Consider the following 26776-nt stretch of genomic DNA (forward strand, 5'->3'; position numbering starts at 1 on the left):
GAGGCTGAACGTAAGGCTGCTGAAGAAGCTGCACGTATTGAGGCTGAGCGTAAGGCTGCCGAAGAAGCCGCCCGTCTTGAGGCTGAACGTAAGGCTGCTGAAGAAGCTGCACGTATTGAGGCTGAGCGTAAGGCTGCTGAAGAGGCTGCCCGTATTGAGGCTGAGCGTAAGGCTGCTGAAGAGGCCGCCCGTATCGAAGCTGAGCGTAAGGCTGCTGAAGAGGCTGCTCGTATCGAAGCTGAGCGTAAGGCTGCTGAAGAGGCTGCCCGTATCGAAGCTGAGCGCAAGGCTGCTGAAGAAGCAGCCCGTATCGAAGCTGAGCGTAAGGCTGCTGAAGAGGCCGCCCGTATTGAAGCCGAGCGTAAGGCTGCTGAAGAAGAGTCAGAGGAGAGCGAGTCAAGCGAGAGCGAAGGTCTTGATCCAGAGATTGAGGCTTTCTTAGCTAGCGAGCGTACTCGTTTATCTGATGAAGCTTTTGCTGCAGCTAAGGAGCGCAATGCTGGTGAGCCACTGAGCAAGTCTCAAATTGCTCGCATTAAGCGTAAGGTTAGACTGCAGATTGCTCAACTACGCCTTGAGCACATGGCTAAGAAGAATGACGCTGCTGCAGTTGAGACTTCAGTATCTACTACTTCATCAGCTGCGGTTAAGGAAAGTGCAGCTGCTAATGAGATCAAGAGCGCTGAGAGTGCACCTGTACAAGACATTCGTGAAGAGGATCTTGCAACTAGCATCTCTTATAAGACTGTCCGCAATGATAAAGATGCCCCTGCTCAAAAGATTTCTGTAGGCGCTGCTAAGGTTAATGTAACTGCAGAGTACACCCATCAGAGCCTTGAAGAGCTTTCTGCCATTATTTCAGGCAAGAGCTCTATCAATACTCCATTAAATGTATCTGAGATTAGCTCTAAGGCATCAATTGCTGACAAGGCTAGCGATGTAAATAAAGACGCTGCCTTAAGTGCTACTGATGCAGTGGCCATTGCAAGCTCTGGTTATATTGCAGCTAATGAGACTACCGAAAATCTCATCAATGCCTTAAGTCAGGAGATGCACGGTGGCTACTTCTACAATGCTAAAGCCGCAAAGAGCAAGACTTCTGAGGAAGCTGGCACTTTAGTCATTGAAGAGCGCAGTGAGACTGAGGAGTCAGTTGAGGCCTTTGAGCATGCTATTGAAGAGGCTAATACTCATCATGAAGATGATAAAGTTGCCGATCATAGCGAGCACAATGATAGCGAGTCTGAGCAAGAGCCATCTGCTTTAGTACATGACCCACTCATCTCTGAGGACGTGATTTTTGCAACTCCAACTCGCTTTGTGGATCACGAAGATGAGAGTGCTGTAGTTGAAAACAAACTCGTCTCTGAGTCAGGAGCTGCAGCTAATCTCGAGGCAACTGATGATGCTGCTCGTGCCGTACAAGCGGCAGTGGCAGATGTCGTTGCTGAGTCTTTTGTCAGCCCTGATCTTTTAGCTGATGAGTTTAGTGAGGATGAAGAAGAGATCGATGATATCGAAATCGATCCAACCTCATATGAGCAAATTATGCATAAGAGTTCAAACTCTCTTGCTAGCCTCGCAGCTGAGCTCATTGACGACTTTGATGATCCATATGACGAAAAGCTCTAAGCAAATTAGATCATCATCTTTAAGGCCACCATAAGGTGGCCTTTGTTTTTTTTGGGGCCTAAGCATTTGCAAGTGCCTTGCGCCTTAGACCTTTTACTGCCAGTACTTGTTAATTTGCACATGCCGAGGCTCGGGTAGTTGTCTTTATGCCCCGCTCCCTGTTGCGCCAGCTATAGCTATTGCTGCAGCTATAGCTATTGCTGCCGCTGTAGTTATGGCTATGGCTATGGCCATGCCCTAGCTTTGGCCTTTTAGGCTTAAGCTACTACAGAAATTCGCTGTTGGATGTGTTGGCCATTAATAGCTTCATCAATCATAGCAATAGCATAATCGGCGTAGCTAATTACGCTCTGGCCTTGAGCGTTTAGAGTTAACTCTTCACCACCTAAAAGGTATTTACCCTGTCTTGCACCTTCAGGTTGGAAATCGCAAGCTGGGCTTAAATATGTCCATTGCACATCAGATTTAGTTCTAAGCTCGCTAAGAGCCTTGCCCATATTATTAGCTAATGGCTTAAACATATCTGGGAAGCCTTCGCCATCCATTACCTGTAAGGTGTGCTCAGGATTTACATATAAGCTACCAGCGCCACCTACTACTAAAAGTCGGGTCTTGGAGCCACTTAAAAGATCACAAAGATGCATTAAAGATCTGCTGTGTTCAGGTAAAGTCTCAGGAGTCCAAGCAGCAAATGCGTCAATCACTACATCAAATGGAGCTAAATCATCTTTAGTGAGATCAAAAAGGTCTTTAGTGATGACGTTTGTGGCAGCGCTTTGGTTCTCAGAGCGTACTACTGCGGTCACGTCTAAGCCTCTGTTGACAGCCTCGTTAACAATAAGCTTACCTGCCTTACCATTAGCACAAATAACTGCAATCTTCATTTTCAATTCCCGTCATTCTTAATTAAAGGTAATGATGTTGCATTGGCAAATTTAACTTAATGCAACATACGTTCATCTGTTGAGGTCATAATATATCTGTATATACTTTGAGTAAAGTAAGCACTTTTTTGTGCTATAGTTACCTAAAAGAAACAATTGTGAATATATGAGGTTCTATGGAGAAAAAATTACCTGCATGTCCTGTAGAAATTACTTTGCAGCTGATTAGTGATCGCTGGAAAGTGCTAATCATACGTGATCTGCTTGATGGCACTAAAAGGTTTGGAGAATTGAAACGCTCTGTGGGCAGTATTTCCCAGAAAGTCTTAACTTCAAATTTACGAGCTATGGAAGAAAGCGGCTTAGTTAAACGAAAAGTATATGCAGAAGTACCACCACGAGTTGAATATACCCTAACAGATACAGGACAGAGCTTACGTCCCATTTTAGATGCGATGCACAAGTGGGGTACTGAATACAAAAAGACAGCCAGTGCCTTCTAAGTATAAGCTGCAAGTTAAAGCTCAATACTCCATGCTAAACCTGCACTCGGTGCACTTTTAGTCTGGAGTTTAGTACTGCTCACAAAAGCATTTAATGGCCATAGCAAGGCCCTTTTAATGCCATCACCTGATAATGTAATGTAATGTGCTACTAGCAGCACTGAATCTTGTGAGCCCACAAAGTTAAGCTCAGGTAAATCATCTTAACTCCGATGCGACTATGGCGGTGCTGTTGCTTGGACAATAGTTTGCTTTTTTTAATGCTTTAGAGTGCTTCTTTACTCTGGCTAACTGTAATTGTTAGCGTCGTATCACTTTGCTTTGCGTTACTAAGCATCTTCACGAGCCACCGCTGATGAGCCCTTTTTTTATGTTAGTAAGTATTGCGTTAACCGTCTCTGATAACACTACCATGCTTGGGTTTGGCTTGACCTTGCTTAACTAAGCTTGGCTTAGCTTTATTGGGCTTGAGGTGGAGCTCCTTATGTTTATAGATAACAATCAGGTAGGCTCAATAATAAGAAATATGTATTGGGATGAGCACATCTTTTTTCACTGGTCGCGGGAAAATAGCTGATTCTTGGATACAAGTGCATCTTGCCGAGATACGAGTATTATTTTTATGCAAGATGGTAAAACAAAAAGTGTGATTTTGGACGCGCAAAATCACTTTTTGCGTGTACAATACCGCTCATCCTTTTAGCTTTCTGTGGCTCCAAAACCATCATGCCTGCACTCATTATGTGTAGAACTCTTTTAGTGGAGGGGAGTAACAGTAGGCTGTTCTTTAAAACTTTTTGTTGACGGTAACTGTTCACATGTCAGAGCAAGAAAACAAGTCCGTACAGGCCACTAGCGATAATGCTAAGGGTGTAGATATTAGCTATCATGAGCCTAATGGCACTGTAAAGGAGATGAAGTCTGAGCTTATCTACGGTCTTAATGATAAGCCTCCAGTTAAAGATGCCTTTTTTGCAGCACTTCAGCACTTATTAGCTATCTTCGTAGCTATTGTTACTCCTCCTCTGATCATTGCAGGTGCCCTAAACTTTGATATTGAGACTACCTCTTTCTTAGTCTCCATGTCTTTATTTGCCTCAGGTATCTCCACCTTCATTCAGTGCCGTAAGCTTGGTCCTATTGGCTGCGGTCTTTTATGTATTCAGGGTACATCTTTCTCCTTTATCGCCCCAATCATTGCTGCAGGTGCCACTGGCGGTTTATCCATGATCTTTGGTGCTGTAATCGCTGGCTCCTTTGTTGAAATGGCCGTAAGCCGTGTGCTGCGCTTTACTCGTAAGATCATCACTCCATTAGTTTCAGGCATTGTAGTAACCTTAATTGGTCTGTCCTTAATTAAGGTGGGTATCACTGCTTGTGGTGGTGGTTTTGGTGCTATGAGCAATGGTACCTTTGGTAGCATGGAAAACTTAGGCTTAGCTGCTTTAGTATTAATCTCCATCCTCATTTTCAATCGTAGCTCTAATCGCTACTTACGTATGAGCTCCATCGTTATCGGCCTAGCTATTGGTTATGCAGTAGCTTTTTCTATGGGTCGTGTCGATTTTTCACAAGTACAAAGCTATGGTGGTTTCAATGTTCCAATGCCATTTAAGTATGGTATCGACTTTGATATCTCTGCCATTATTGCTTTAGGCATTGTGTACTTAATTACCGCTATCGAAGCTTATGGTGACGTTACTGCCAACTCCCTCATCTCAGGGGAGCCAGTAGAAGGCCCAGCTTTTATCAAGCGTGCCTCTGGTGGTATCTTAGCTGACGGCTTCAACTCCATGGTTGCCGGTATCTTAAACTCATTCCCTAACTCTATCTTTGCTCAGAACAATGGCATGATTCAGCTTACTGGTGTAGCTAGCCGCTTCGTTGGTTACTACATTGCCGGCTTCTTAATCATCCTGGGCATTTTCCCTGTAGTTGGCTACATCTTCTCTTTAATCCCAGATCCAGTTTTAGGCGGCGCTACCTTACTCATGTTCGGCACTGTTGCAGCTTCTGGTATTCGTATCATTGCCTCTCAGCACATCAACCGTAAAGCCATCTTAGTTATGGCCATCTCTTTCTCATTCGGTCTGTCTGTTGAGCTGGTAGCAGATGTATTAAAGCAGTTCCCTGAAATGATTAAGAACATCTTTAGCTCTGGTATTACCACTGGTGGTGTTGCTGCCATCGTCTCCAACATCCTCATCCAGATTAAAGAAGAGCCTCAGTCTGTAGAAGACTAATTTAAGCTCACCCCACACTCAATGCGCTAGAGTAAGCCTATTGGCCCTCTAGCGCATCCTAGCGCATCTCACCTCATCACCCTGCCCAACAGCTAACCAGCGCAATCAGGACTCAACATCCAGCGCAACAACTCACTAGCGTCATCGCCCTCGACATCCTGCCCAATCCAACAGCTCTAAAAAGCCATCTGCACTAACCATGACCAACGGATTTCTAGCGCACAGCTGGCCACTACATCCAGTACAAATACAGCCTTAGACCCAAGTGTCTACTTATGGCGAGCCTCTAAGAAAGCTACTGCAGGCTTATAGTCGGATAAGGTTTTGACTGCTTTTTCAGAAATCTCACCAATCTTGTAGCAACCTGCAAGCTCTGGGCTGTCGACCAAAGCAAAAGTGACACGCTTAAGCTGAGGGTCATAGACCACATCTTGAGGGCCTACCTCATTAAGCTCGCGATCGCCTTCATGTAAGAGGCCATCATTAAGACTAAAGACTAAGCCGCCGGCTCCATTAGTATCTAAATCGATACGTAATGGCAAACGGTTGAGTAAATCACGGCTGACATTGGAGTTATTGAGCTCAAGACGAATCTCTGATCCCTGCTGTAGCTTCATCACTACCTTAAACTCACTAAGCTCACGATCTTGTGGGAGGTTATCAAGCAAGGTAGATTGTGTGCCTGCAATGCCATTGTCAGACTCTGCCTGAGCAAGTGGCATGGATAAAGATGTAAACAGCGCTATAGCACTAAGGCAGGTTAAGTTTCTTAAGTTCATAGAAAATCCAAGTATACAGCAGCATATGTGTTGGTACTGCCAAGGACAAGAGGCCGTTACTTAAAAGCACTAGCTCTTAGAGTTAACCCAAAGTAACCTAAGGGCATCGCACTTAATCAAGTTAAGCTTTGACTAATGAGCTAATCTTTTAATGAAGCCCAACGCTCATCTGCTAAAAATGCCTCTAAGTCTTGCTTAGGCTCAACTAAAGCAAAGTCTAACAGCGCCCGCTCAGCATCCAAGCTATCGCTCTTTTGACCGAGCTTGAAAAGCTCAATAGGCTCTTTAGTGTCTAAAGCAAAGAAGTTTAGTGGTTCTTCAAAGCGTTGCCATTCAATACGGACGTTATGACCATCTAAGCCATTTTCTACTACCTTGCCTGCAGCAAGCAGACACATTGCCTGCATAGGCTTAGTAACACCATATGCTTCTAAACCAGAGGCTACACTCATAGCAGTCTTAAGCAGCACTACATCGCCAACAAAGAGATTGCAGACACGATCCTCCATTACATGATTCTTGCCAGGGTATTCCCAAAAGCCCTTGTCGACAAACTCATCACGACGATCGTAATCGCGACCTTCATCTTCAAAATCTACAGTCAGCACTGCAAAATAGCCGTGCTCCTCAGCACTCTCACGCAGCTTAGCAAAGAACGAATCGCTCATAATCTCACCTCAATTGACACAAGAACCATGGTCTTAAGTACAAGCCAAACCACGACATAATACTCAATGCTGCAGTACAGCCATGCAACCAAGCACTTGCTCAAATCTTACTAAAAGAATTGACGACCCACGATTAAAGCACCAATGCTTAGCTTTGTATAGCACGGCGCGTCACAAAGCCACAATACTTCCGCACCAACGACTCAAGCAGACAAGCGCTCAGCACCACTAAATCAGCTCACGAACACGCCATCGCAGCAAAAACAATCCATAGCACCGACTTCCACTGCAGCTAAGACAAACACTCTAAACTCTATCCCTCGGCATAAGCAGGTTTATAAAGGCACGTGCCCTGTATCCATCTAGAGAAAGAAGACTTAAGCACAAGATGCAAAAGATATAGCCTAAACTTAATGAGTAGCCACCGCCAAAGCACGAACTAACTAAGACCATCTTCTGCAGTATGCCAAATCGCCCGCTGCCAGCGCTTGCCCTTGGCCCTGTGGCTCTGGCACAAGCCCTGGCATAGGCCATGGCGGGGCAGAGCAAGAGCAGTATGGCTGATGGTATGGGGTAAAGGCTGCTTCATCTATGATGAGTGGGTCGCTATCACCCTGCAATATAAGCACGCTCAAATGTTAAGTTTGGTATGGTTCCTTCAACAATAATGACATGGCCCCAAAACATGTCATCGTCATCATAGTAGGCGCAAATTGACCCATCAGACTCAATGGATAGCTCACTTAGTCTAATACGTTTCATGAAGTCTTCAAGGCTTAGGCCGTTGGGGTAAAGTTGTGATTGCTCATCGTCGTCGGCTATCCAAGCATTAGCATCCTCGAGAAGGCTTTTGGCAGCATATTCGCGCATCAAGCGGTCAAACTTCTCTTGTGCTTGGAACATGGTATGGGCATGGCTAAGAGATTGAGTGCAAGCATCGACATTGTCTTCATCCACATCTAAATACAGTTGCACCTTACTTGCGTTGTCTTGGCCTGCACACCAGTCAACCTCTGATACAAAGTTGCCCATATTCTTATCCAAAACAATTTTGCCTAGCATAGGATCATTTATCGCAACTTCACGTAAAAACTCTTCTTTAATAGCCTGTAAGGCGCTGTGCTCAATATCGGACTTAAGTACTTTGTGTAAACAATATTCTTTTGAGAAATACTCCTGACGGCTCTCATCCATTGTGTCAGGATCAATTAAGTATTTGGAGACTTCAACTTCATAAGTATGAAGTGCTTTAAGGCGATCAAAGGTTTCTGATCGTGGAGCATTTTCCCAGTCAACAGGCCAGTTAAGGGTAAGCTCATTATCGATTAAAGTACCATCAGGTAAGACCATAGCAAGTATTTTGCAACTAAAGTTACCGTAACCGCCAATGTGGCCAATACCTAAATTATCTTTAACTAAAATAGTGGCAGTAAAAACTTCACTTTCATATTTTTTATAAAATGCTTCGTACATAGCACAGCTCCTTAGGCTTAGGCTTAGGCTTAATTTTGTAAAAATTTAGCCTGTATAAGTATAAGTGAATATCGCAGCAAAGAACCGTCCCCATCGTTTTCAGTAAAAGGGAGACTCTCTTAGTCAGTGGCACACTAAAATAGCCAAACAATATGGAAAGGCTAAAGCACAAAGAATGTTGTCACAGCTTGAAGTGACAAAGTCTATGCGCTGATACAATAGCTTAAAGAGAGCTATGACTGGTACTATCTTTAGATACCAAGGTAAGAGCTTTGTATTAACTCTCCTGCTATCAAAAGGACTATACTCTCGAACTTTTGGTCAAGATAAGAAAAAAGCCTGGTAGTACTGTGCCCAAACCTCAAATGAGTACTTGGCTGGCATTGGATAGTGTATTTTTACCTGACAATGAATAGCCCACACCAACGACTCAAGCAGACAAGCACGCAGCACCACTAAATCAGCTCACGAACACACCGCAGCAAAAGCCAATACCTTGCCACCGACTTCCACTACAGCTAAGAGATACTCTCTATACTCTACCCCTCGACATAAGCAGGTCTATCAAGGCTCGAGCTCTGTAGCCAAATAGAGATGAAGACTTAAGCAAAATATACAAAAGATATAGCCTAAGCCTTAATGAGTAGCCACCGACTAAGCTCGAACTCACTAAGGCCATCTTCTGCACTATGCCACATCGCCCGCACATAGCCCCTGCATTTAAGCGTTTAAAGCAAAAAAGGCCACCACTTCATGATTATGTCATCATAAGTAGCTAGACCAATGATTAGGTTATCTATCTTCAATCGACATGTTCACTAGCCAAACCTTACTGAAAATAAGCATTTTCAAGGCTTAGGCAAACTCTAAATAGTCTCTTGCCAGCAAGCATAAATAAGGTTAGACAAGTATATATACGCAGTTTGCAAAAAACGTGATGTAGTGATGATATAATTTGCAGTATTTTACGAGCTAGTTCACAGACTTAAACTTAGAACTCGTTCTAACACGCGTCAATACAAACAAGCTGTTGTTACCAACTCCTTGTAAACAGAATTCTTTGCACTTGATGCTCTTACATATTTTAAAGAGCCCAGTGCTCCCCCACTCTTAAACAAGAGTACACAGTCTTTTAGAACTAGCAATCTTTACTAACCAAGCGCTCCACCACCAAGATAGTTACTACCATCTTGGATTGTCAGTGCGGCCAATGCTGCACAAGACGGCTAAGTGCTTTCCATAAGGCCCCTGATTTTTGGTGGTCTTGGTTGACAAAACTTAAGTTTGTTCCACCCTTCACTTTTGCGGATTTAATAACCAATGAAGCAGACTAATAACGCTATTAAGTTTTTAATGGCCCAGTATCGCGCCGTATTCAAAAGCGCATACGTCTCAGGCATTACCACAGCCGTTGCTTTAACCTCTTTCCTCGCCGCCGCTCAGGCTAACGCCGCCAATACCTTAGATGTAGCAGGCTGGGATAAGGCACTTGAAGCCTCAGACACTTTAGTCATCAATGGCGAGACCTCTACCGATCCTGCAAAGGGTGAATATACATCCTTAAACATCACCTCTGCCGAAGACAAGACTTTAACTCTCTCAGAAAAGCAGAAGCTCTCTCTTGTGGGTGACAAGGTTACTGGCGCTAAAATCTCTGCTACTGGTAAAGGCAAGACCTTATCCTTAACTGGTGAAGGTGCATTAGAGGTTGATGCCAAGAATGGCTTAACCTTAGAGTCATCTGATTCTGGCGCAAACTTAAAAGTTGACTTAGGTTCAGTTAACATCAAGAAGGGTAATGTAACCGTAAATACTACCGACGCTGACGCTACAGTTAACTTAGCAGCTAACAGCATCGTTATCGGTAATGACGAGTCTGGTGACGGTGCTACTGTTACCTTAAGCGGTACCGGTACCAATGTATTAGGCGGCACCTCATCATCAATCGTTGTTAAGGGCAATGGTAAGGTCGAGACCAAGGGTACTAAGGACAACACCATTCAGGGTTCATCTTTAGTTGCTGAGAAGGGTTCAACTTTCACCTTCGGTGGTAAGACCAACTACAAGGTACAGAGCTCTACTTTCACCTCTTCAAACATCTCTGTTGAGGCTAATGGTGAGTTAAACGTAGATCTCGCTGAGATCGGTACTGGCAAGCCAGGTCAGATGACCATTACTGGCGCTGAGAAAGAGACCAGCAAGGTAAATGTTGGTGGCACATTAAACATCAATACTGGTGTTGTAAACATCGATAAGCACGTTGAGCTCAAGTCAAATGCTTCTGGCACTAACGACAAGATCGTTATTGGTGATGGCCAGAATACATCTAAGTTTGATAAGGCTGTATTTAAGATTGGTAAGGACACCTTATTAGGCTACTTAGATAGCAAGGGCACTGGCAACAAGGGCTCTGTAGATCTGAAGTCTGGTGGTGTTCTTTACATCACTGATGAAGTTAACTTAAAGGATCTGACCTTTGCAGATACCACTACCGATGGCGCGATTAGTCAGGGTGCTGCTACTGGTGGTGCTTTAGGCGGCTCTAATATCGTTATTACTGAGGCAGTTCAAAATGCAACTCACCTCGATGTAAAGGCCGACAAGCTCACCATTGGTAAGAACGAAGAAGACAAGAACAACAATAAGGCATATGACTTTGCTACTGGCGTTGCTAGCTTAGAGGCAAAGAACGTTGAGTTTGCTGGTAAGTCTGTAACTCTTAACGAGACTGTTAAGCTCCGTAATGTTGCTGTTGCTGATGACAAGGTAACTGCTGGCGAAGGCAAGGTATCTGGCAACGTAATTATCGGCAAGTCAACTGCTACTGGTGGCCTTGAGGTTGATGGTGGTAAGTTCAACTACACCTCAGGTGACATGACCTTAACAAGCGGATCTATCACTGTTAAGAACACCGATGCTTCTGGTGGTGCAGTATCCAGCTTAACCTTTGACAAAGACACCAAGATCATCGTAACTGGTTCTACTGCAGCAGCCTTTACCGCAAAGGCAACTGGCAAGAGCTCTGTTTTAGATATCTCTAAGGCAAAGTTAGAGGCTTCTGGCTCAGATTCTAACCAGACAGTTTTTAGCGCTGAAGATGAAGGTCGCCTAGTAATCAGCAACGAGCAGGTAAAAGCAGTTGCAGAAGCTAAAACAGATCCATTACAGAGCGTACAGTTTAAGGCTGGCGAAAAGGGTACTCTTGCTTTTAGCGATGCAGTAACTTTAGAGCTCGGCACTGGCAAGAATAATCCAATCTATGTTGCTGATATCACTACTTCTGGTACTGGTCAGACAATTGGTGGTACCTTAGAGGCAAATAGCGGCCTTACCATCAACTACACTGGTGATGCCGGCACTAATGCTCATTATGCAGTTAGTGGTACCTTAGTTGCCTCAACCCTTACTTTAAATGCTAAGAAAGATAAAACAGACGTTGACTTTAAGTTAGGTGATGGTGTTTATAAGCTCTCATCTGGCTTAGCTGCTCCAGATTCTGCTAAAGACGTATTTGTTGTTGTAAGTGGTTCAGGTACAGATGACCACACCAAGTCAAAGCTCTTACTCGGTGCTGTTTCTACTAACGAGAAGGGTGAGTTAGTTACTTCCAAGGGTGGCAGCGCTACCAATATCGAAGTACAGACTAACGGTATTGTAGGCGTTGAGTCTGGCGAGTGGAATGGTAAAAAGTTAAAGGTAACTGACGGTTCAGTTACTATTGGTTATGCTGATACAACCGCTGACAAGTACGCAAATGCAGCCTTCAACGGTACTGAATTAACCGTAGCTAAGCAAGATGGTCTCACCATCAACCGTGGCTCTTCTGCTACCTTTGAGACCGTAAGCGGTGGTGCTACTGGTGCCATTCAGGTTAGCGGTTCCTTAACTATTACTGGTAAAGAGAAGACCAATCCTATTACAGCTGCCACTTCCACAACTGGCATTGTAACAATGGGTGCAAACTCTGAAGTTACCTTAGGCACTGAGGCAGTCAAGAACGCTATTACTAAGGTATCTGGCGACACTGTTGAATTCAGTAGTGATTTTAAAGACGACTTGTTCACAATGGGCAAGAACGCTACCTTTAACTTAGACTTAGGCGCTTTAGCAACTGATAAAGAGAAGACTATCACCATCAGTGCTTCTGGCCTCGATAAATTAAAGGACAAGCTCTTTAGCGGCTTTACTGGTGGATCAAACAATCAGTTAACAGGCTTCATCAACATCGGTAATGCAGACATCAAGGGCCTGACTATCAGTGGCGATAAGGTTTCATGGACTGATTACAAGAACTTCCAGGACACCGTTTCTAGCGTAACTTCTGACAAGTTATCAAAGGCTACTGTAACTGACGTTGATGGCACCTCATTCAAGGGTTCAGTTGGTGCAGTTGCTCTTAAGAATGGTACTGACACACTGACCGTTGATGGTAACACCACCTTAGCTAATGCTTCAGGAAACAGCGGCTTCTTTGTATCTAATGGCACTAATGCCGGCAAGATTACTATCAATGAAGCTAACTACTTAACTCTTAGTGGTGGTGGTAAGGCTGGTGCAATTACCATCAACAACGGTACCGACAAGGATAACAAGACCACCTTAGTTATTAGCAGCAAGGATGACGCCCCTATAACTGAGCTTGCAGGTATTGCAGGTCAAAATGCCGGCACAAACAACGCAGTGCAGATCTTTGGCAAGACTAAGGTCACTGGCGAGATCAAGGACATTGTTGACCTTGAGATTGGCAGCGAGCTTGAAGTTACTGCAAACGTAACTGTTAAGAACCTTAAGTCCTTAGCATCTAAGGGTGTAGCTCTTAAGATGGAAGGCAAGGACTTAACTGTCTCTGAGGAGGCAAACTTCGCTGGTGACATCACTGCTAAGACTGCTACCTTCTCTCAAGCCTCTAAGGATCCTACAAAGGGCGACTACGATACTAAGCTCGGTGGCAACAACACCATCGGCACTTTAGACATCAAGGGCCACGGTCTCATTAATAACGGCGGTACCACTAAGGTAACCGAGACTATGACTGTTGCCCAAGACAAGAGCATTACAGTAGCCCAAGGTGCAACCTTAGATGCTAAGCACATCACCCTTGCTGCTAAGAATCAAGGTGCAACTCAGCTGATCGTAGGTCAGGATAGCAAGACTGTTAAGAACACCAATAATATCGATGTAGCAATTGGCAGCTCCACTGGTTACTTAGTTGCTAACACCGTAAAGCTCAACGGCGGTGACTTAATCGCTGATCCAGATTTTGGCGGTGCAGCTTCTATCGTTTCTGTTGCTGGCTTTGGTGAAGCAAACTTTGACACTACTAAGGGCTCTGCAGGTACCGTAGACGGTAAGGCTATTGCTCTGCAAAACTCCATCTTAGCTGTTGGTGTTGAGAAGAGCGATAAGACCTTAGAGAAGTTACAAGAGCTCTTTGCTGACTACTTAGATCCAAGAACTGGTAGCTTAAGCTCCGAGGGCTATGGCTCTATCATGTACGTTGCCAAGAATGTAACTGTAGGCGCTACTGACAGCAAGCTCATCATCGATCCTAAGCGTGGCCTTGAGAAGTACAACAAGGACTTAGGCAATACTGGTGGCGATCAAGCATACAAGGATGCAGTAAACAACAATGCTGCATACATCGGTGAAGGCGCTGCTTTAGCTGTTTCAGCTGATGCCGCAGTTAACAGCTTCGAAACTAATGGTTCTCAGAACGCTGCTATCAAGTTCAATAAGCAAAATGCTTCTGTATACGCTGAGAAGAACTCCACTGTACTGTTAACCGGTGACTTCAGCTCTATGGATAACATCAAGTTATTCGCTGATACTGATGCTGCTGCAGGTTCAGGTGGTGTAACCATCAACGGCAATGACCTCAAGGCAACCACCTTAAGTGGTGTTTATGAGTTCATCATGGAGAAGGGAAAGCAGACTGATGCTAATGGCTTCCAGCTGACCTTTAACAAGGACGTTCTGGATAAGAGCTACCACGATGCATCTCACCCTGCTCGCAACACCATCGTTGCTTATGCTAAGAAGGAGTTTGCAAACGGTACTAAGCTGCACGGTGATTTTGTTGCTGGCGTAACTTTCGATAAGAATACCAGCGAGTACAAGAAGGGCAATACTGTCTTAACAGGTGCTGAGATTAAGAACTACATGCACATTGGTGATAAGGTTTACACCAAGGTTAACAACCGCTTCTTAGAGAACATCACTCAGAACCTCAACTACGGTCACGATGTTGATACCATCACCCGTTTAGGTGCTTACTCTGGTGTTGCTCACTCAGCTATTGCTGCAGGCAACGTCACTACTAACGCTGTTGCTGCTCGCTTTTCAATTGGCTCATCCCCAGTTGACTTCATTGCAGCTCAGAACAATATGGGTGGTAGCGCATTCGTAGCTCCTATGATGAATCAGTTCGAGTCTGATGGCTTTGATTCTGAGGGCGTAAGCTACGGTGTTGATGTTGATACCACTGGCGTAGCCTTTGGTGGTGACTTTGAGTTCACCCCACAGCTTCGTGCTGGTGTGCTCTTTAACATCGGTTCTGGTGATGCTAAAGGCAAGGGTCAGGCATCTACTGCCTCTAGCGACTTCGACTTCTATGGCTTATCTGTATACGCTGGTTACAACGTAGACCGTTTTGCTGTAGTTGCTGATGTAAGCTACACCAAGATTGATAACGAGGTTAAGGCTTTCATCACCGATGAGACCATCAAGGCTGACTCTAGTGCTACTAACATGAGCTTAGGCGTTAACGCTCAGTACACCTTCGACTTCAATCAGATGGCAGTTACCCCACACATGGGTCTGCGTTACTCCATGATCGAGGCTGATGACTACAGCATTACTGATGCTGGTTCATTCTCCTCTGATAAGATGAGCGTAATCTCAGTCCCTGTTGGTGTAACCATTGCTCAGGCATACGCATCTGACAACTGGATCGTTACCCCATATGCTGACTTCACTGTAACTGGTAACTTCGGTGACAACTCTTACAAGGGTTCATTCAAGTGGGCAAATGTTGCTAACCTGACCACCGATACTGATACCGAGGTTATGGATAACTTCAGCTACGGCTTAACCTTAGGTATTAATGGTGAGACTGGTAACTTAGGTATGTCTGCAGGCCTGAACTACACCTCATCATCTAACACTGATAACTTAGGCTTCAGCGCAAGCTGCCGCTACCTCTTCTAATAAGAGCAGTTATCAATCATCATGCGCTTGCCAGAGTTTCTGGCAAGCTGCTACAAGGCAGGAGTAATCCTGCCTTTGTTGTTTTTGGGCAGCCGCCTTTGCTAATGCACGGCATAAAGTTGTTTTTGCTCATGCACGGCCTAAAGTAGAGTGCTCTCATGCTCAGGCAATGTGTACGTGCAGCAATTATCTTAGGCGTCTGACATGTACTCATGGTGATATGAGCTTGTTGGCTAATGCCTTGCTCTTTACGCGCATGCCTACTCTCTAGCATAAGTTATTGCCCATTCTCATATCTTTGCACGCACGTGCACCTGCTGCTTGGCCGCTTACATGCCAAAGCATCTCTAGGCCGTTGCTACATGCGACTCATATGGCATGTTCTGTTTTCTTAAGCGCTTATTTGTGCGCGACAAGCTAATAGCTTGGGGGCGGATGGCCCTACTTTCTAAGTGCCTCTTCATTTTGTCTTGTCATTTTTTACCTTCTCTTCACCGCTAGCTTAGAAGGCATCATGGCTAAAGTTGATTAGCTGTTTGCTAGGCTGCTTTGGCGGCTGTGCTGGTCTTTATATCTGTTGCTGTGGTGATGCTGTACCTGTGATTGCAGGGTTATTGTTTTACGTTTTCACTTACTGCAATGTAACGTTCTTAACTTAGTGTTATGTTTTAATTATTTGATAGTGCTTGTCGTGAAACTTTTGCAACTTTGTTTCACGAAAATGCACCGCAAAGCGCCGATTTAGCGATATTCCTAGTTACAGACAAAAAATCATGTTAAAAATTGTGACGCAGCATTCATACACTATGCTTTTTACGGTTCATATCAAGATTATGGGCCGCTTAATGGTATATTTAGGGTTAATCGACAAACACAAGTGACTAGTTGAGGTATTGATATGTTCATCAAAAATAAGAGCGCTCAGCTCGATAGCATCAGTGCAAGTAACGCTTATTCAAACTCTGCTTGCACTTCCACCGCAGCTAGTTCAAACCTTAGCAATCATCCATTTGCTAAGATCTCCTTAATCACTGTTGCTGCAGCTTTAATCTTAGGTTCCATGAGCCTCATAACTGAGGCAAAGGCAAGCACCTTTAACTCCCATGTAGCATCAGGTCAAAACATTCTTTCCCGAGAGCAGATTCGCGACCTTACCCATAAATGCGAATCTGGCCATGATACTGAGGCCTGTACTACCTTAGGTGCTCACTACGCTACTTTAGCTATCGATACTAATCAGGATATCGAAGTTAATATTAAGCTTGCTGGCTTTAATCTTGAAAAGTCATGCTCAAGCGGCAATCAACAAGCCTGCGATATTTGGTCAAAGGCATTAGGCGTTTACGGTACTTACTACATCTCCGAGCGTAGTCCTAAGATTGATTACAAATTAGGCGCTCGTATCTTAAAGCGTGGCTGTGAGCTTGGTGATCCATTTGCTTGTGCGCAGCTCGGTACTTTATACCGCGATGGCAAGGGCGAGACTAAGGATAATGCTATGGCCCTATCCTTATTTGCCTCAAGCTGCGATTATGCTCAGGCCAAGAGCGAGCACGTTAAGAAAGGCGATGGCAATATCGGCTTAGGCTGCTACTACCAAGGTCAAATGCTCTACACTCAAGCTAGCCAAAAAGCAGATGCAACTGAATCTGACAAGTCTGAGGCCTTTAAGCTCTTTGATATAGCTTGTAACTTAAATACCCCAGAGGCTTGCTTAGATTTAGCTAATTACCACACTCAGCTCAATCAAGGCGAACAGGCCATTAAATACACCAAGCAAGCTTGCTTGGCAGGTAATGCTGATGTGTGCCTGCAAAATGCCATGCAACTACATTTAGCTGGCAATGATAAGGACTCCAACTACTTCTTAGATATTGCTTGCCAAATGGGTAATGGCGATGCCTGTACTCTCTTTGCTACCAATATCTTAAGCGGCATTGCTATCGAGCAAAATGCCCAGACTGCCTTAGAGATGCTTAATAAATCTTGCGACGTAGGCAATGGCCTTGCCTGTACCTTCTTAGGTCAGCTTTATTTAACTGGCGGCAAGGACATTCCTAACTACAAGACCGAGATTAACTTAAACTTAGCCAATGCCTACTTTGGAAAGGCTTGTAAGCTCGGTATTGCCAATGGCTGCTCTGGTGCTAAGCAAGTTCATGATGCTATGAAAGCTCAAGGCAAATAATCACAATTACTCTCTAGCATATATTTCAAGCCCCGCCCACGCGGGGCTTTTTGTTGCCTTAAGCCAATATACAAATCCATGCCATTCAGACTGGCAGACAAGCAAGCAAGATATTGTTAATTGCTCTTACACCTCAAACTGCGCTGCCATGCTACCTCTTGCATTGCTCAAGAGACAATAACTGTAGCCTTGTGGCCGTAGCACCATCCTTAACAACGCGACTGAGCGTATCACCATAAATCAGCACCTTGCATTGCAAGCTACGTTGCTTAATTACAAGCCTAAGTTTTCTGTCCATGCATAGCTAAGACAAGATGGCTATGACAGCGTGCATAGTCGCGCTCGTAGTGGCTATAAGCAATTGAAAGCGGCTCCACAAAAGACTGGACACTACCTAAGCTCTGGCTAGGCACCAACTTATCTCAACCCTTGCTGCAGTATCAAGCCCGCTTAGCCTATTTGAGAGACTGAGCCTTTGCTTCATCATCGTCCTCATACTCAGCTGCCTTGAGTCTGTAGCTGTCTAGATGAGTGATGTCCGCCTCTGTTGCTTGGAAGCATCAGCGCTTGAGCCTCTATTTATAGCTGTTGTGTGGCTTTGAGGTTGAGGCTGCCTTGCCTTTTGTGCAGTTGGCAAGATGAGTGCTGTTTAGTCGGCGTGCCTAATAAGACAGCACGAGTATGGCCTTATTTAGTACTTGGCAAGTGGTATGAGCTCTTAGCAAAGTGGTGCTTTTAGGTTATGATTAACAGCGATCCAAACAAACATCACTACTTTCTATGTTGTAGCTGCGCTCATACTTGTATAGAGCCTGCCTACACATTGCACCATTCTTATTTTTGCCTCATGTAGTTAAGGAGTTTTACATGGCATCTAAGCTTACGCTGATTGCACTTGCGCTTGGCGCAACTCTAATAAGCAGCGCCTGCTCTGAACAATCTAAGCCTGATAAGGTTGCCAAAAACTTCCTCGACTGTATCTACTCTGGCAATGTCAACCATGCAGTAAAGCTGATGTATAAGCCTAAAGATGCCGCTGCTTATGAAGATGACCTCGTAGCTCAAATCAAAAGTATTTCCCAAAAGGCTCGCATAGGCGCTAATACACTTGGTGGCTACAAAGGTGCCCAAACTCTCTCAGTAAGCAATGAGGGTGATGAGCATATTGTGAGCATGCAGTTGAGTTTTGGGGATGGCACTGAGCTTGAGAGCGTAACCACTCTGGTAAAACACGACGATAGCTACTTAGTCAAGCTTCTCTAATTAAGGTCGCTACTACAGCCTTGCGCATACAAAGTACCTCTACCTTGCCTTGGCGTTTGCAAGTCACGCTATGCTGCTATATAGCCTGCTTGTTGCGTCCTAAGCTATAGCTATATATGAGGCTATATAATCCCTGCTTATCAGTTATACATAGCCGTATGATGTAGAGACACGGTTTCTAGCTACGCACTATCGATACTTATTTAGTATGAGTGTGTGGATCAAAATATTTGCAACTCAGCTAAAGGATTGCACCATGTTTTTCTTTAAAAACCTCACTGAAGCCCAGCGTAAGTTGGCTGCCACCATTGGATTTGTCGTGATGATTGTAGCCTTACTTGCCATGTCTGGCTTAAACGACAAACAAGCACCTCAAGACGCTGCAACAGGTGCAGAGACTAGCGAGCAAGTAGTAGCTGCTAATGAACAAGCTGCATCCTCAGATGAGCAGGCCGCAGCCGATAAAACCGAGGCAACAGCCAATGCAGCTGGCGAGGCAAGTGCTGATGCATCTGATGAGGCAAGTACCGATGCAGCTGCAGCTATGACTCAAAGCAGAGAGGACAAAGCAAACTAAGCAAGAGCTGCTCGTTGTGAACACAGACAAGCTTAAGATACTGCTACAGTAGCTGCCCAAAACAAAGCTATAGCCCTTAATTAAGCGCAGCCAAGCAATGCAGCTACACCAAGGCCAATACCGCAGCAATTAAGCTGTATAGCCAATCAGGCCGATACGGCAGCATTTAAGCTCTATAATCACAACTTGGCAAATGCAGCAGCAATTAAGCTGTATAGCCAGCCTCGCGGGCAAAGCATCGCCATTAAGACTCATTTGCAGGCACATACTGCATCAGTAATGGAACTTATCTAATTCATTAATGGTTAAGTAGCTGCAGCATCATATTCAACTAAGGTACTTAATATGAAAGATGAACTACTTCAACGTAAGCTGCAATGGCTACTTAGCAAGCTTAGTGATGATACAAAAGACTTTTTAGAAGAAAATCCTGAGCTAACCTTCTATAGCGTAGGCTTAGATTGCAATAGTGAATATGGCACTGTGATGCTGTGCTTTAACACCGAAGATGAGTTTCAAAAGAGCTTAGCGCATTATCTTCAGGGTAAATATGCTGATATGTATCAGACACCTGAAGATATTTTAGACTTGCGCTTTAATACAGGCGATTGGGAATACCAAGATGTTGCTTCGTATGAGGTATTTTCTGAGCAAGAGCTACAGCTGATGTTTGGCGATGATCTAGATAGTCAAATTGAGTGCATGATGGATTTTAACTATCAAGTCCTAAAGGCTTTTACTAAAAGTCCAGTCTATCAACAAATTCCTAAAACTAAAGTTTTTCAGCCTATCTGCATAGACCATGAAGATGATGTTTTAGAAGCTTTAGAACGCAGCAAAGAAGAGCTACAAAATACCTAAGCCATTCAAGGCAATTACTAAAGGCATGTTTGATGGTTTACGCTCTTTAGTTACTATCCTTGGATTTATCTTATCTTACTAAGATGCCTAGCCGACTCCTTGTACTATGGAGCAATTTACAGCTAAGCTTCATCACGTTGTCAGCATATCGTGAGCACAGCATCTGGCAGTTAACTACGCTGATGGCAGCACCATGTGTGATGTTAAGCTCGGTGCTGAGCTGGGCTTCAAGGCAAAGCTGGATTGAGCTTCAAGGCTGAGCTTGATTGAACTTCAATGCTGACCTGAGAGGATCGCTTGCGATCTGAGCTGGACTTGACTGCATGGTTGAGCTCGACTGCAAGGATGAGCTAAGTTGCGCTAGATTGCTATCTGAGCTAAGTTGATTGGGGTGCACGGCTTTGCCTATGCTTTGCAAGGAGAGTCAACGCTAGGCATGGACATTGTTAATGCCTATTTCATAAACACAAAAGGCCCAGATCCCAACACTTTATCATTAGGATACTAGGCCTTAGGCTGTTACAGCGCTTTGGTTAAATGCCTTTGCTATGGCTTTAGGCATCGAAGAGTACTTAAGCTATAACTTAATGTGCCTACATGCTGATGAAATACTCATCTTGATAGCGATGAACACGGGCAAAGGAGATCACCTCAGTACCATCTTCAAAAGTGCTCTTAATCTGCACTCTTAAATTGTCTGGGGATGGACCTAACTGATGCACGCCTAAAATCTCGACATCGCTTAAACCGCCACAGTTTTCAACTAACTTGACGGAGCTTGAGGCCTCACGTACGAGGTTTTCAGCTAAGAAGTCAATTTGTCTTTGATTATGGGCAGCAACGTTGTAGCAGGCTAAAGCTGCTTCACCATTACCACTATATACTGCTGTTACATATGCTTTAGCAATCGACTCTGGTGAGGAACGATCAGATGAGCATGCAGTTAATATTGCGCATAATGCTAATAACAGGAAAATGCGAGCAATCTTAATGCTATAGCAGAGCATGATAAGACCTTATGTTATTTTTGTTGTTAAGCTGTAACTAAAATACACTTATATGTTGTTTGAGTGTCGCGTATTGTATCTATGCAACTTCCTCAGATCAAGATATATACGGCGTTTGCTGTAAAGTTGCGCGACGCTTTGCACTTAAATCTAGATACAGACACCGCAAAATCCGATTAAATCAGGATCTCGCGCCTACATACAACTTTGAGAATGATTATCATCAAGCGCGATATGTGTGAAGAGGACAAGAAAAGTCCCTTTTTACTCGCGCCTAAAAGCTACTCTAAGTACCACGCTTATGCAATTGAAAGAGTGCAGCAATTTAGGCACGGCTTAGCAGAGCTAAAAGAGCTAATAGCTTTTCTTGAGGCTATAAATCTTGCTCATAAAAAAGAGCAAGATAACACTTGCTCTTAATCAATTGCGCTAAATAATAGCTACTGTAGCTGTGTCTTGTAAGCGCAACAAATACTAGAGGCTATCTACTAGAAAGATACCTTGTACTCGCCGCCTACGTTAACTACCTTAACCTCGCCATCTTCGGTCTCGCCATTGCCAAAGGTGGTCTTGAGCTTAACGGTGCAAACGCCGCCTTCATCCTTACACTCACCAGTAACGCCAGTGCTTACAACTTCCTTGCAGCCGCCGTTCTTCTCAACTTCGCCCTTGACGCTCTCCATAGCGATCTTAAGCTTGCCATCAAGTACAGCCTTCTCGTCAGAGCTAAGCTTACCAGTGTCGATTAACTCTAACATCTTGTCTGACTTGCCCTCATAGACATACTTAGAGAACTGCACTGCTACGTCCTCAGGCTTTTCAGAACCACCGCAAGCGGATAAAAGTAATGCAGCAGAGCCTAAAACACCTGCAGCTAACCAAGTCTTAAGTTTTGGCATAGGTAATACCTCATGTGCGGCACTCATAAACTACAAACGAGCTAATCTATCTACATTGAGCGCCGAGTAATTGTCAAAAACATGCATGTCAAAGGACAGCTAATAGGCATTATGATGCATTACAATTGCCAAAACTGAGTTTTACCTCCCATTTGCACCATATACAGCCATAGTGCACTACTTTGTTACACAGCCCATCAGGGGCCCAAGGTTAGCCAAAGCCTGCATTAAAGTGACCTATACCCCTTAAAAAGGCTCAATAATCCCCCAAAAGTAGCCATTGCCTCGCCTTAATCGCGCATAACCAATGGTAAATTACACTATCAAACATACTTTACAATCAGAGCCATAAGCAGCAAATAGAATTCGTAAACCTCATTAACAGGTAACAAGATTGCCACTAGCAACCATAGCAATTTAGGCAACTTGAGCTTTAGGCTCTACAGTGCCCGACATATAGCTTAGTGAGGAAAGCCACTAAGAGCCAAGATAGGCAAGAGAATCTAGAACAGAACAACTCAACTAAAACCAAGCAGACCAAGCCAAGCCAGGCAATGCCTAGCAAGCCAATCCAAGAAGCCTCGCAGCACTTGAGTCGAGCATATGGGGAACTTACAGTCCATAAAATCGCTAGCGGCCATAGGCGCGGCCTCTACCTGCACAGCACCGCTTTGAGTACCTTTATACGAGAGCTTGAGCTGAGTTGGGTAGCAATGTAGATTTTAGGCGAGGTTTATGAGTTGAGATTTAAGGTGGGATTTGAGATTTAGGCGAGTGTGCAGGTGCTTAGGATGCAAGCTAAGCTGCAGTGGCCATGTGATGTAGTACTGAAAGTGTAAGGCATGGCCACTAGTACCAAGGGTGTAGCATGCGCTCAAGCCTTGGCATGGGAATCATAGTTGCTACTCAATCTCGGAGTTGAGCTTGACCATATATTGGCCGCCTACATTGATTACCTGGCAAGTGGTCTTATCGCGTTTACCGTCACCAAAGACGCTGAGCACAAAGACTTTGCACACTTGGCCGTCTTTGCCGCATTTACCATCACTACCTACGCTCTCAGAGGATACATAACCGCCAAAGTAATCGGCATGTTTTAAGGTGGCTTCAGTGAAAATGGTTAAACGGTCGTTTAGATTAGCCTTTTGCTCATCATTTAGCTCACGAGTGTCGATCATGGCCAAAGCATCGCTGACCTTGCCCTCGTAAACTGTTTTGGTAAATTGTACTGCCACTTTTTCAGCCTCAGATGAGGATGTACAAGCGCTTTGGGTTAAGGCAGCCGCAGCCATCAGGGCTGCGATGCTCATAATTTTGATTGTTTGCACGATGAAATTTCTCTAGTGTTTCTGATTGATAGCAATATCTTTTTAAACTAGGCCCGTAAACACAAGGCGCTTAAGCACTAATACAGTAAGATCTAACTGCACTAATCCATGAGTTAAAGCCACATACTGTATGTACAACACCACTAGTGCTAATCGCCTCAAGCTGCACTAAATGCATTCAGGTTCATACAAGTTAAAAGCGCCATGCCATGCTTATCTAAGCCTCAAAGCTGCACGCTGCAGGCTGTAAGCTACTTACACATAGCTTAAGCAATGATGATCTCATGCAAGTGCTATGTATCCTTGAGGCTAAAGGATAGCTAAGTTCAGTCTTGAGGTAGGATAAAAGCTCTGATACCTCAATTGCCTAATTCCATGGCTGCATGTGCAAAGCTTAGTTCTCGACAACACTTAGATAAGCTTGAGCCATATCTTGAGCAGCGCTAGCTTGAGCATGATTGTTACGTGCTTTAAGTAAAAAGCACCACATAGTACTCGTTCTATACGAGGTTTGAATGAGCTATGAGCCTAGTAGTCATTTTAGTTTAGCTTCATAAACTTAGCTAAAACTGAGCAACTAGTATGCAAGTAGCTAATTATTGCCTAGCTATAAGCATGTATATCACGTTTATAGCTCCAACAACAATGACACAGATCACTAATACAAGCGCTATCAACTAGACTCGACAAAGTACTTTCTATGGTCAAATTTCTGCAACTTTCTCAATCAAGATCGTTTGGCCATAAGCGTAAACTTGCTAAGCAGCGCTATCCTCAGTGCAGCAGCTTGCCATGCTCATTTTGAGCAATTAACAGCATGACCAATGATCTAAATACATTTACTCGCTATGTAGCATAGCCTAGGAGCAGGCATGCTCCGAAGCACTTAGCTATGCGCAAAAGTACTGTCCACCCCTTAAGATCTTTATCTACTTCCCACTTTGTAACTTGGGCTGAAGCTGCTTTATCACGGATATAAACGCGTACTGAGGCATGCATAACTAAATCAAAGAACAAGCAGCTGCAGCAAGGTAAGTTGTGACCGCAACATATTGGACACTCCCAATACGTGACACTTCAAATAGAATGAGGCTTTTTTGAAGCTTGGCTCTGAGACCCATGAAAAATGATGCGACCCTGACTTTTAAGAGTGTCTCACACTTCATCAGAAGCTTAGCAGCTGTTGTGGCTTAGAGGCAGATGTTGCGTAAAAGCATAATCCTGCTCTGTAATGGATAGATAACTGCTTATTTGAGCTTAGCTACACTCAGTTGAGATTAGATAGCATGTGGTGGTAAGAGCTGAGCTTAGCTAATCACATTTGAAAATGGATGGGATTGGATGACAAAGTTGGGCTGAGCTTAGCGGATGGCGAGCTCTAAGCTTTGCTTAGCTTAGTTGCCTGCATCAAGCTCTAAGATCGAGCATGCGGCAGGGGAGGCTTGGATTTTGGGCGTGCCTATGCGCATGGAAGTGAATATTGGTAGGCAGAATAAAAAAAACGGCCCATGCAAATAGCACCAGGCTAATGCAGTGGGCCGCTTGTGAAAGTAGTGACTAATAAGTACTACTTGAGAGAAACCTTAAGGACGCCTTCTCGGTTAACTAAGGAAACCACACCGGTATCGGTAGAACCATCGCCAAAGGTGTGCTCAACCTTAACGGAGCAAGCATCGCCGTCATTAGCGCAGTTGCCATCAACGCTTAGAGCCTTAGTGCCCTTGTAACCATCGCTCATCTTAGCCTTGGTCTGAACAGGAGTGAGAGCAACAGTAAGCTTACCCTTTGCAAGCTTTAACTCATTCTCGCTTAAACCCTTGGTATCAACTAAGGTCATGACCTTATCGATATCATTTTCAAAAGTTGCCTTTGAGAAGGCTAAAGCTGCATCTTCTGGCTTTGGACCGCCACAAGCAGTCATTACTAAAGCAGAAGCACCCAATACTACGGCACTAACGAGGCCCTTGAACTTGCGCATTACTATTCCTATACACACATAAGAGATACTGCTAAAGAGCAGTAATCAAAACTGACTTTAACTTAACTAACACAAGGGCTCAATAGATTGCACTGACCTTGCGTCGTCAAGATTATATACGACAATAAAGATCTTAGACACTTTTTAGTAGCGTAAGCCTTTTTGAGGCAAATTCACAGAATGTCCATTGCCTCTTGTGCTGCAATGCACTTTCTAAAGATGCCGCCGCACTATCCTTTCTAAGCGCACTACATTTTAACCTTGAGATTGCCATTTACATTAATAAGGTTAATGTCGTTTTCGTGCACGGTGCCATTAACAAAGCTTATTTCAAGCTTAACGCTGCACTCATCTTTGTGACTATAACAATCCCCTTCCACAGCTAAGACTTTTGCCGACTTATAGCCATCATGCAATGCAGCATGCACTGCCACTGGCTTGAGTGCGATAGTATGCTTGCCCTCTGACAAGGCCCCTGACTCATTCTCAGCACTATTTGCATCATTAGTGCTGTTTGCCTTCTTCTTACCATGGATTGCAACATAGTCCTCATCGGTATACATGATGCTCATGATTTTTTGGGCATCACCGGCAAACACCGCTTCATTGAAGGCAAGCGCTACATCCTCAGGCTTTTGCTTAGGCCCTGAGCAGCCCACCATAATTAAGCCACTCAGCGCAAGCACCATAACCAACAATCTCATACTAAATCCTCATATTGCTTACAGCATACCAAGCGCTCTGCTGCGCAGCCGCACCGCACCATACCGGTAGCACTCCATACCGCGCATTGCACAGCACCGCCTAGCTGTTACACCAAACAGCATCATTGCATGTCCTTGCGCTACCACCATGCTGTTCATTGCTCTTAGATGCGCTCCGCTCGTAAGAGCTTAAGCTAAGATCATCACGAGACAAGTAATGATCGCCACAACGACATAGCCAGCTCTCCATCAAGCATGAGACGGCTAATTCAGCCTTTTTAAGCACTTAAATGCCCTACTTTGATAAGGCTACGCCTTAGCTGATGCTGTATGCGTGAACTAGCTAGTACATAAAGAGAGCCATGCTAAGAGGCTAGCTTTTAAGCAGGCAGAACTACAGCGCATTAAACAGCACCTCGCACTGCCTGTGTAAAAGCACGAGTGCAATTAACAGATGCCTCATAGCAACCATAGATCATGCTTAAGTAAGGTGATCTTGCCTAAAAGCTTAGCACGCCTACAGGCCATAAAGTCTCTTATTTATGCGTTTCATGATGTGTATATGGTTTTTGTTGGAGATGAG

General features: G+C 44.4%; 17 protein-coding genes. 8 read left to right on the top strand and 9 right to left on the bottom strand.

What is annotated here, in order from left to right; genetic code table 11:
• The coding region (locus tag RDO37_RS07660) for a hypothetical protein (RefSeq protein ID WP_308498652.1) at positions 1–1632 on the top strand (1632 nt) is incomplete at its 5' end.
• A 257-nt stretch (positions 1633–1889) separates the two neighbouring features.
• Here the strand turns inward: RDO37_RS07660 and RDO37_RS07665 are convergent.
• Positions 1890–2516, bottom strand: coding sequence for an NAD(P)-dependent oxidoreductase (locus RDO37_RS07665; protein WP_308498653.1), 627 nt, complete (start codon positions 2514–2516; stop codon positions 1890–1892).
• A gap of 176 nt (positions 2517–2692) precedes the next feature.
• Here RDO37_RS07665 and RDO37_RS07670 point away from each other — a divergent pair, with 176 nt between their 5' ends.
• Positions 2693–3019 (top strand): helix-turn-helix domain-containing protein, encoded by a 327-nt coding sequence (locus tag RDO37_RS07670; RefSeq protein WP_308498654.1) that lies wholly within the window; start codon positions 2693–2695, stop codon positions 3017–3019.
• Between the two features lie 914 nt (positions 3020–3933).
• Positions 3934–5262, top strand: coding sequence for a nucleobase:cation symporter-2 family protein (locus tag RDO37_RS07675; RefSeq protein ID WP_308498671.1), 1329 nt, complete (start codon positions 3934–3936; stop codon positions 5260–5262).
• Positions 5263–5531: 269 nt separating this feature from the next.
• Here RDO37_RS07675 and RDO37_RS07680 read toward each other — a convergent pair whose 3' ends face one another.
• From RDO37_RS07680 to RDO37_RS07690, 3 genes are all read right to left on the bottom strand, one after another.
• Complete coding sequence (locus RDO37_RS07680) at positions 5532–6041, bottom strand: cyclophilin-like fold protein (protein ID WP_308498655.1); 510 nt, start codon at positions 6039–6041, stop codon at positions 5532–5534.
• Between the two features lie 140 nt (positions 6042–6181).
• A complete protein-coding gene (locus RDO37_RS07685) occupies positions 6182–6709 on the bottom strand; it encodes a hypothetical protein (protein ID WP_308498656.1) in 528 nt (175 codons plus the stop codon).
• A 609-nt stretch (positions 6710–7318) separates the two neighbouring features.
• Complete coding sequence (locus RDO37_RS07690) at positions 7319–8182, bottom strand: DUF2262 domain-containing protein (protein WP_308498657.1); 864 nt, start codon at positions 8180–8182, stop codon at positions 7319–7321.
• Between the two features lie 1320 nt (positions 8183–9502).
• Here RDO37_RS07690 and RDO37_RS07695 point away from each other — a divergent pair.
• The 5 genes from RDO37_RS07695 to RDO37_RS07715 all read left to right on the top strand — a co-directional run bounded on the left by RDO37_RS07695 (position 9503) and on the right by RDO37_RS07715 (position 20277).
• The gene (locus RDO37_RS07695) at positions 9503–15388 is read left to right on the top strand and encodes an autotransporter outer membrane beta-barrel domain-containing protein (protein WP_308498658.1); all 5886 of its coding nucleotides are present in this window, start codon (positions 9503–9505) and stop codon (positions 15386–15388) included.
• An 898-nt stretch (positions 15389–16286) separates the two neighbouring features.
• A complete protein-coding gene (locus tag RDO37_RS07700) occupies positions 16287–17576 on the top strand; it encodes a tetratricopeptide repeat protein (protein WP_308498659.1) in 1290 nt (429 codons plus the stop codon).
• Positions 17577–18443: 867 nt separating this feature from the next.
• Positions 18444–18839: a DUF4878 domain-containing protein gene (locus RDO37_RS07705; protein WP_308498660.1), complete on the top strand. Its 396-nt coding sequence runs from the start codon at positions 18444–18446 to the stop codon at positions 18837–18839.
• Positions 18840–19095: 256 nt separating this feature from the next.
• Positions 19096–19416, top strand: a complete 321-nt coding sequence (locus RDO37_RS07710; RefSeq protein ID WP_308498661.1) for a hypothetical protein — start codon at positions 19096–19098, stop codon at positions 19414–19416.
• Between the two features lie 345 nt (positions 19417–19761).
• Entirely contained in the window at positions 19762–20277 is a 516-nt protein-coding gene (locus RDO37_RS07715) for a DUF4303 domain-containing protein (RefSeq protein ID WP_308498662.1), read from the top strand.
• A gap of 593 nt (positions 20278–20870) precedes the next feature.
• On the opposite strand, the gene RDO37_RS07720 is transcribed toward RDO37_RS07715, so the two are convergent.
• From RDO37_RS07720 to RDO37_RS07740, 5 genes are all read right to left on the bottom strand, one after another.
• Positions 20871–21284, bottom strand: coding sequence for a DUF4878 domain-containing protein (locus RDO37_RS07720; RefSeq protein WP_027940397.1), 414 nt, complete (start codon positions 21282–21284; stop codon positions 20871–20873).
• A 488-nt stretch (positions 21285–21772) separates the two neighbouring features.
• A complete protein-coding gene (locus RDO37_RS07725; protein WP_308498663.1) occupies positions 21773–22183 on the bottom strand; it encodes a DUF4878 domain-containing protein in 411 nt (136 codons plus the stop codon).
• A gap of 902 nt (positions 22184–23085) precedes the next feature.
• The gene (locus RDO37_RS07730; RefSeq protein ID WP_308498664.1) at positions 23086–23511 is read right to left on the bottom strand and encodes a hypothetical protein; all 426 of its coding nucleotides are present in this window, start codon (positions 23509–23511) and stop codon (positions 23086–23088) included.
• A 1567-nt stretch (positions 23512–25078) separates the two neighbouring features.
• Positions 25079–25489, bottom strand: a complete 411-nt coding sequence (locus RDO37_RS07735; protein WP_273326604.1) for a DUF4878 domain-containing protein — start codon at positions 25487–25489, stop codon at positions 25079–25081.
• 248 nt (positions 25490–25737) lie between these two features.
• The gene (locus RDO37_RS07740; RefSeq protein ID WP_308498665.1) at positions 25738–26193 is read right to left on the bottom strand and encodes a hypothetical protein; all 456 of its coding nucleotides are present in this window, start codon (positions 26191–26193) and stop codon (positions 25738–25740) included.
• Positions 26194–26776: the final 583 nt, after the last annotated feature.

It is taken from the genome of uncultured Anaerobiospirillum sp. (assembly GCF_902485895.1).
GTDB lineage: Bacteria > Pseudomonadota > Gammaproteobacteria > Enterobacterales > Succinivibrionaceae > Anaerobiospirillum > Anaerobiospirillum succiniciproducens.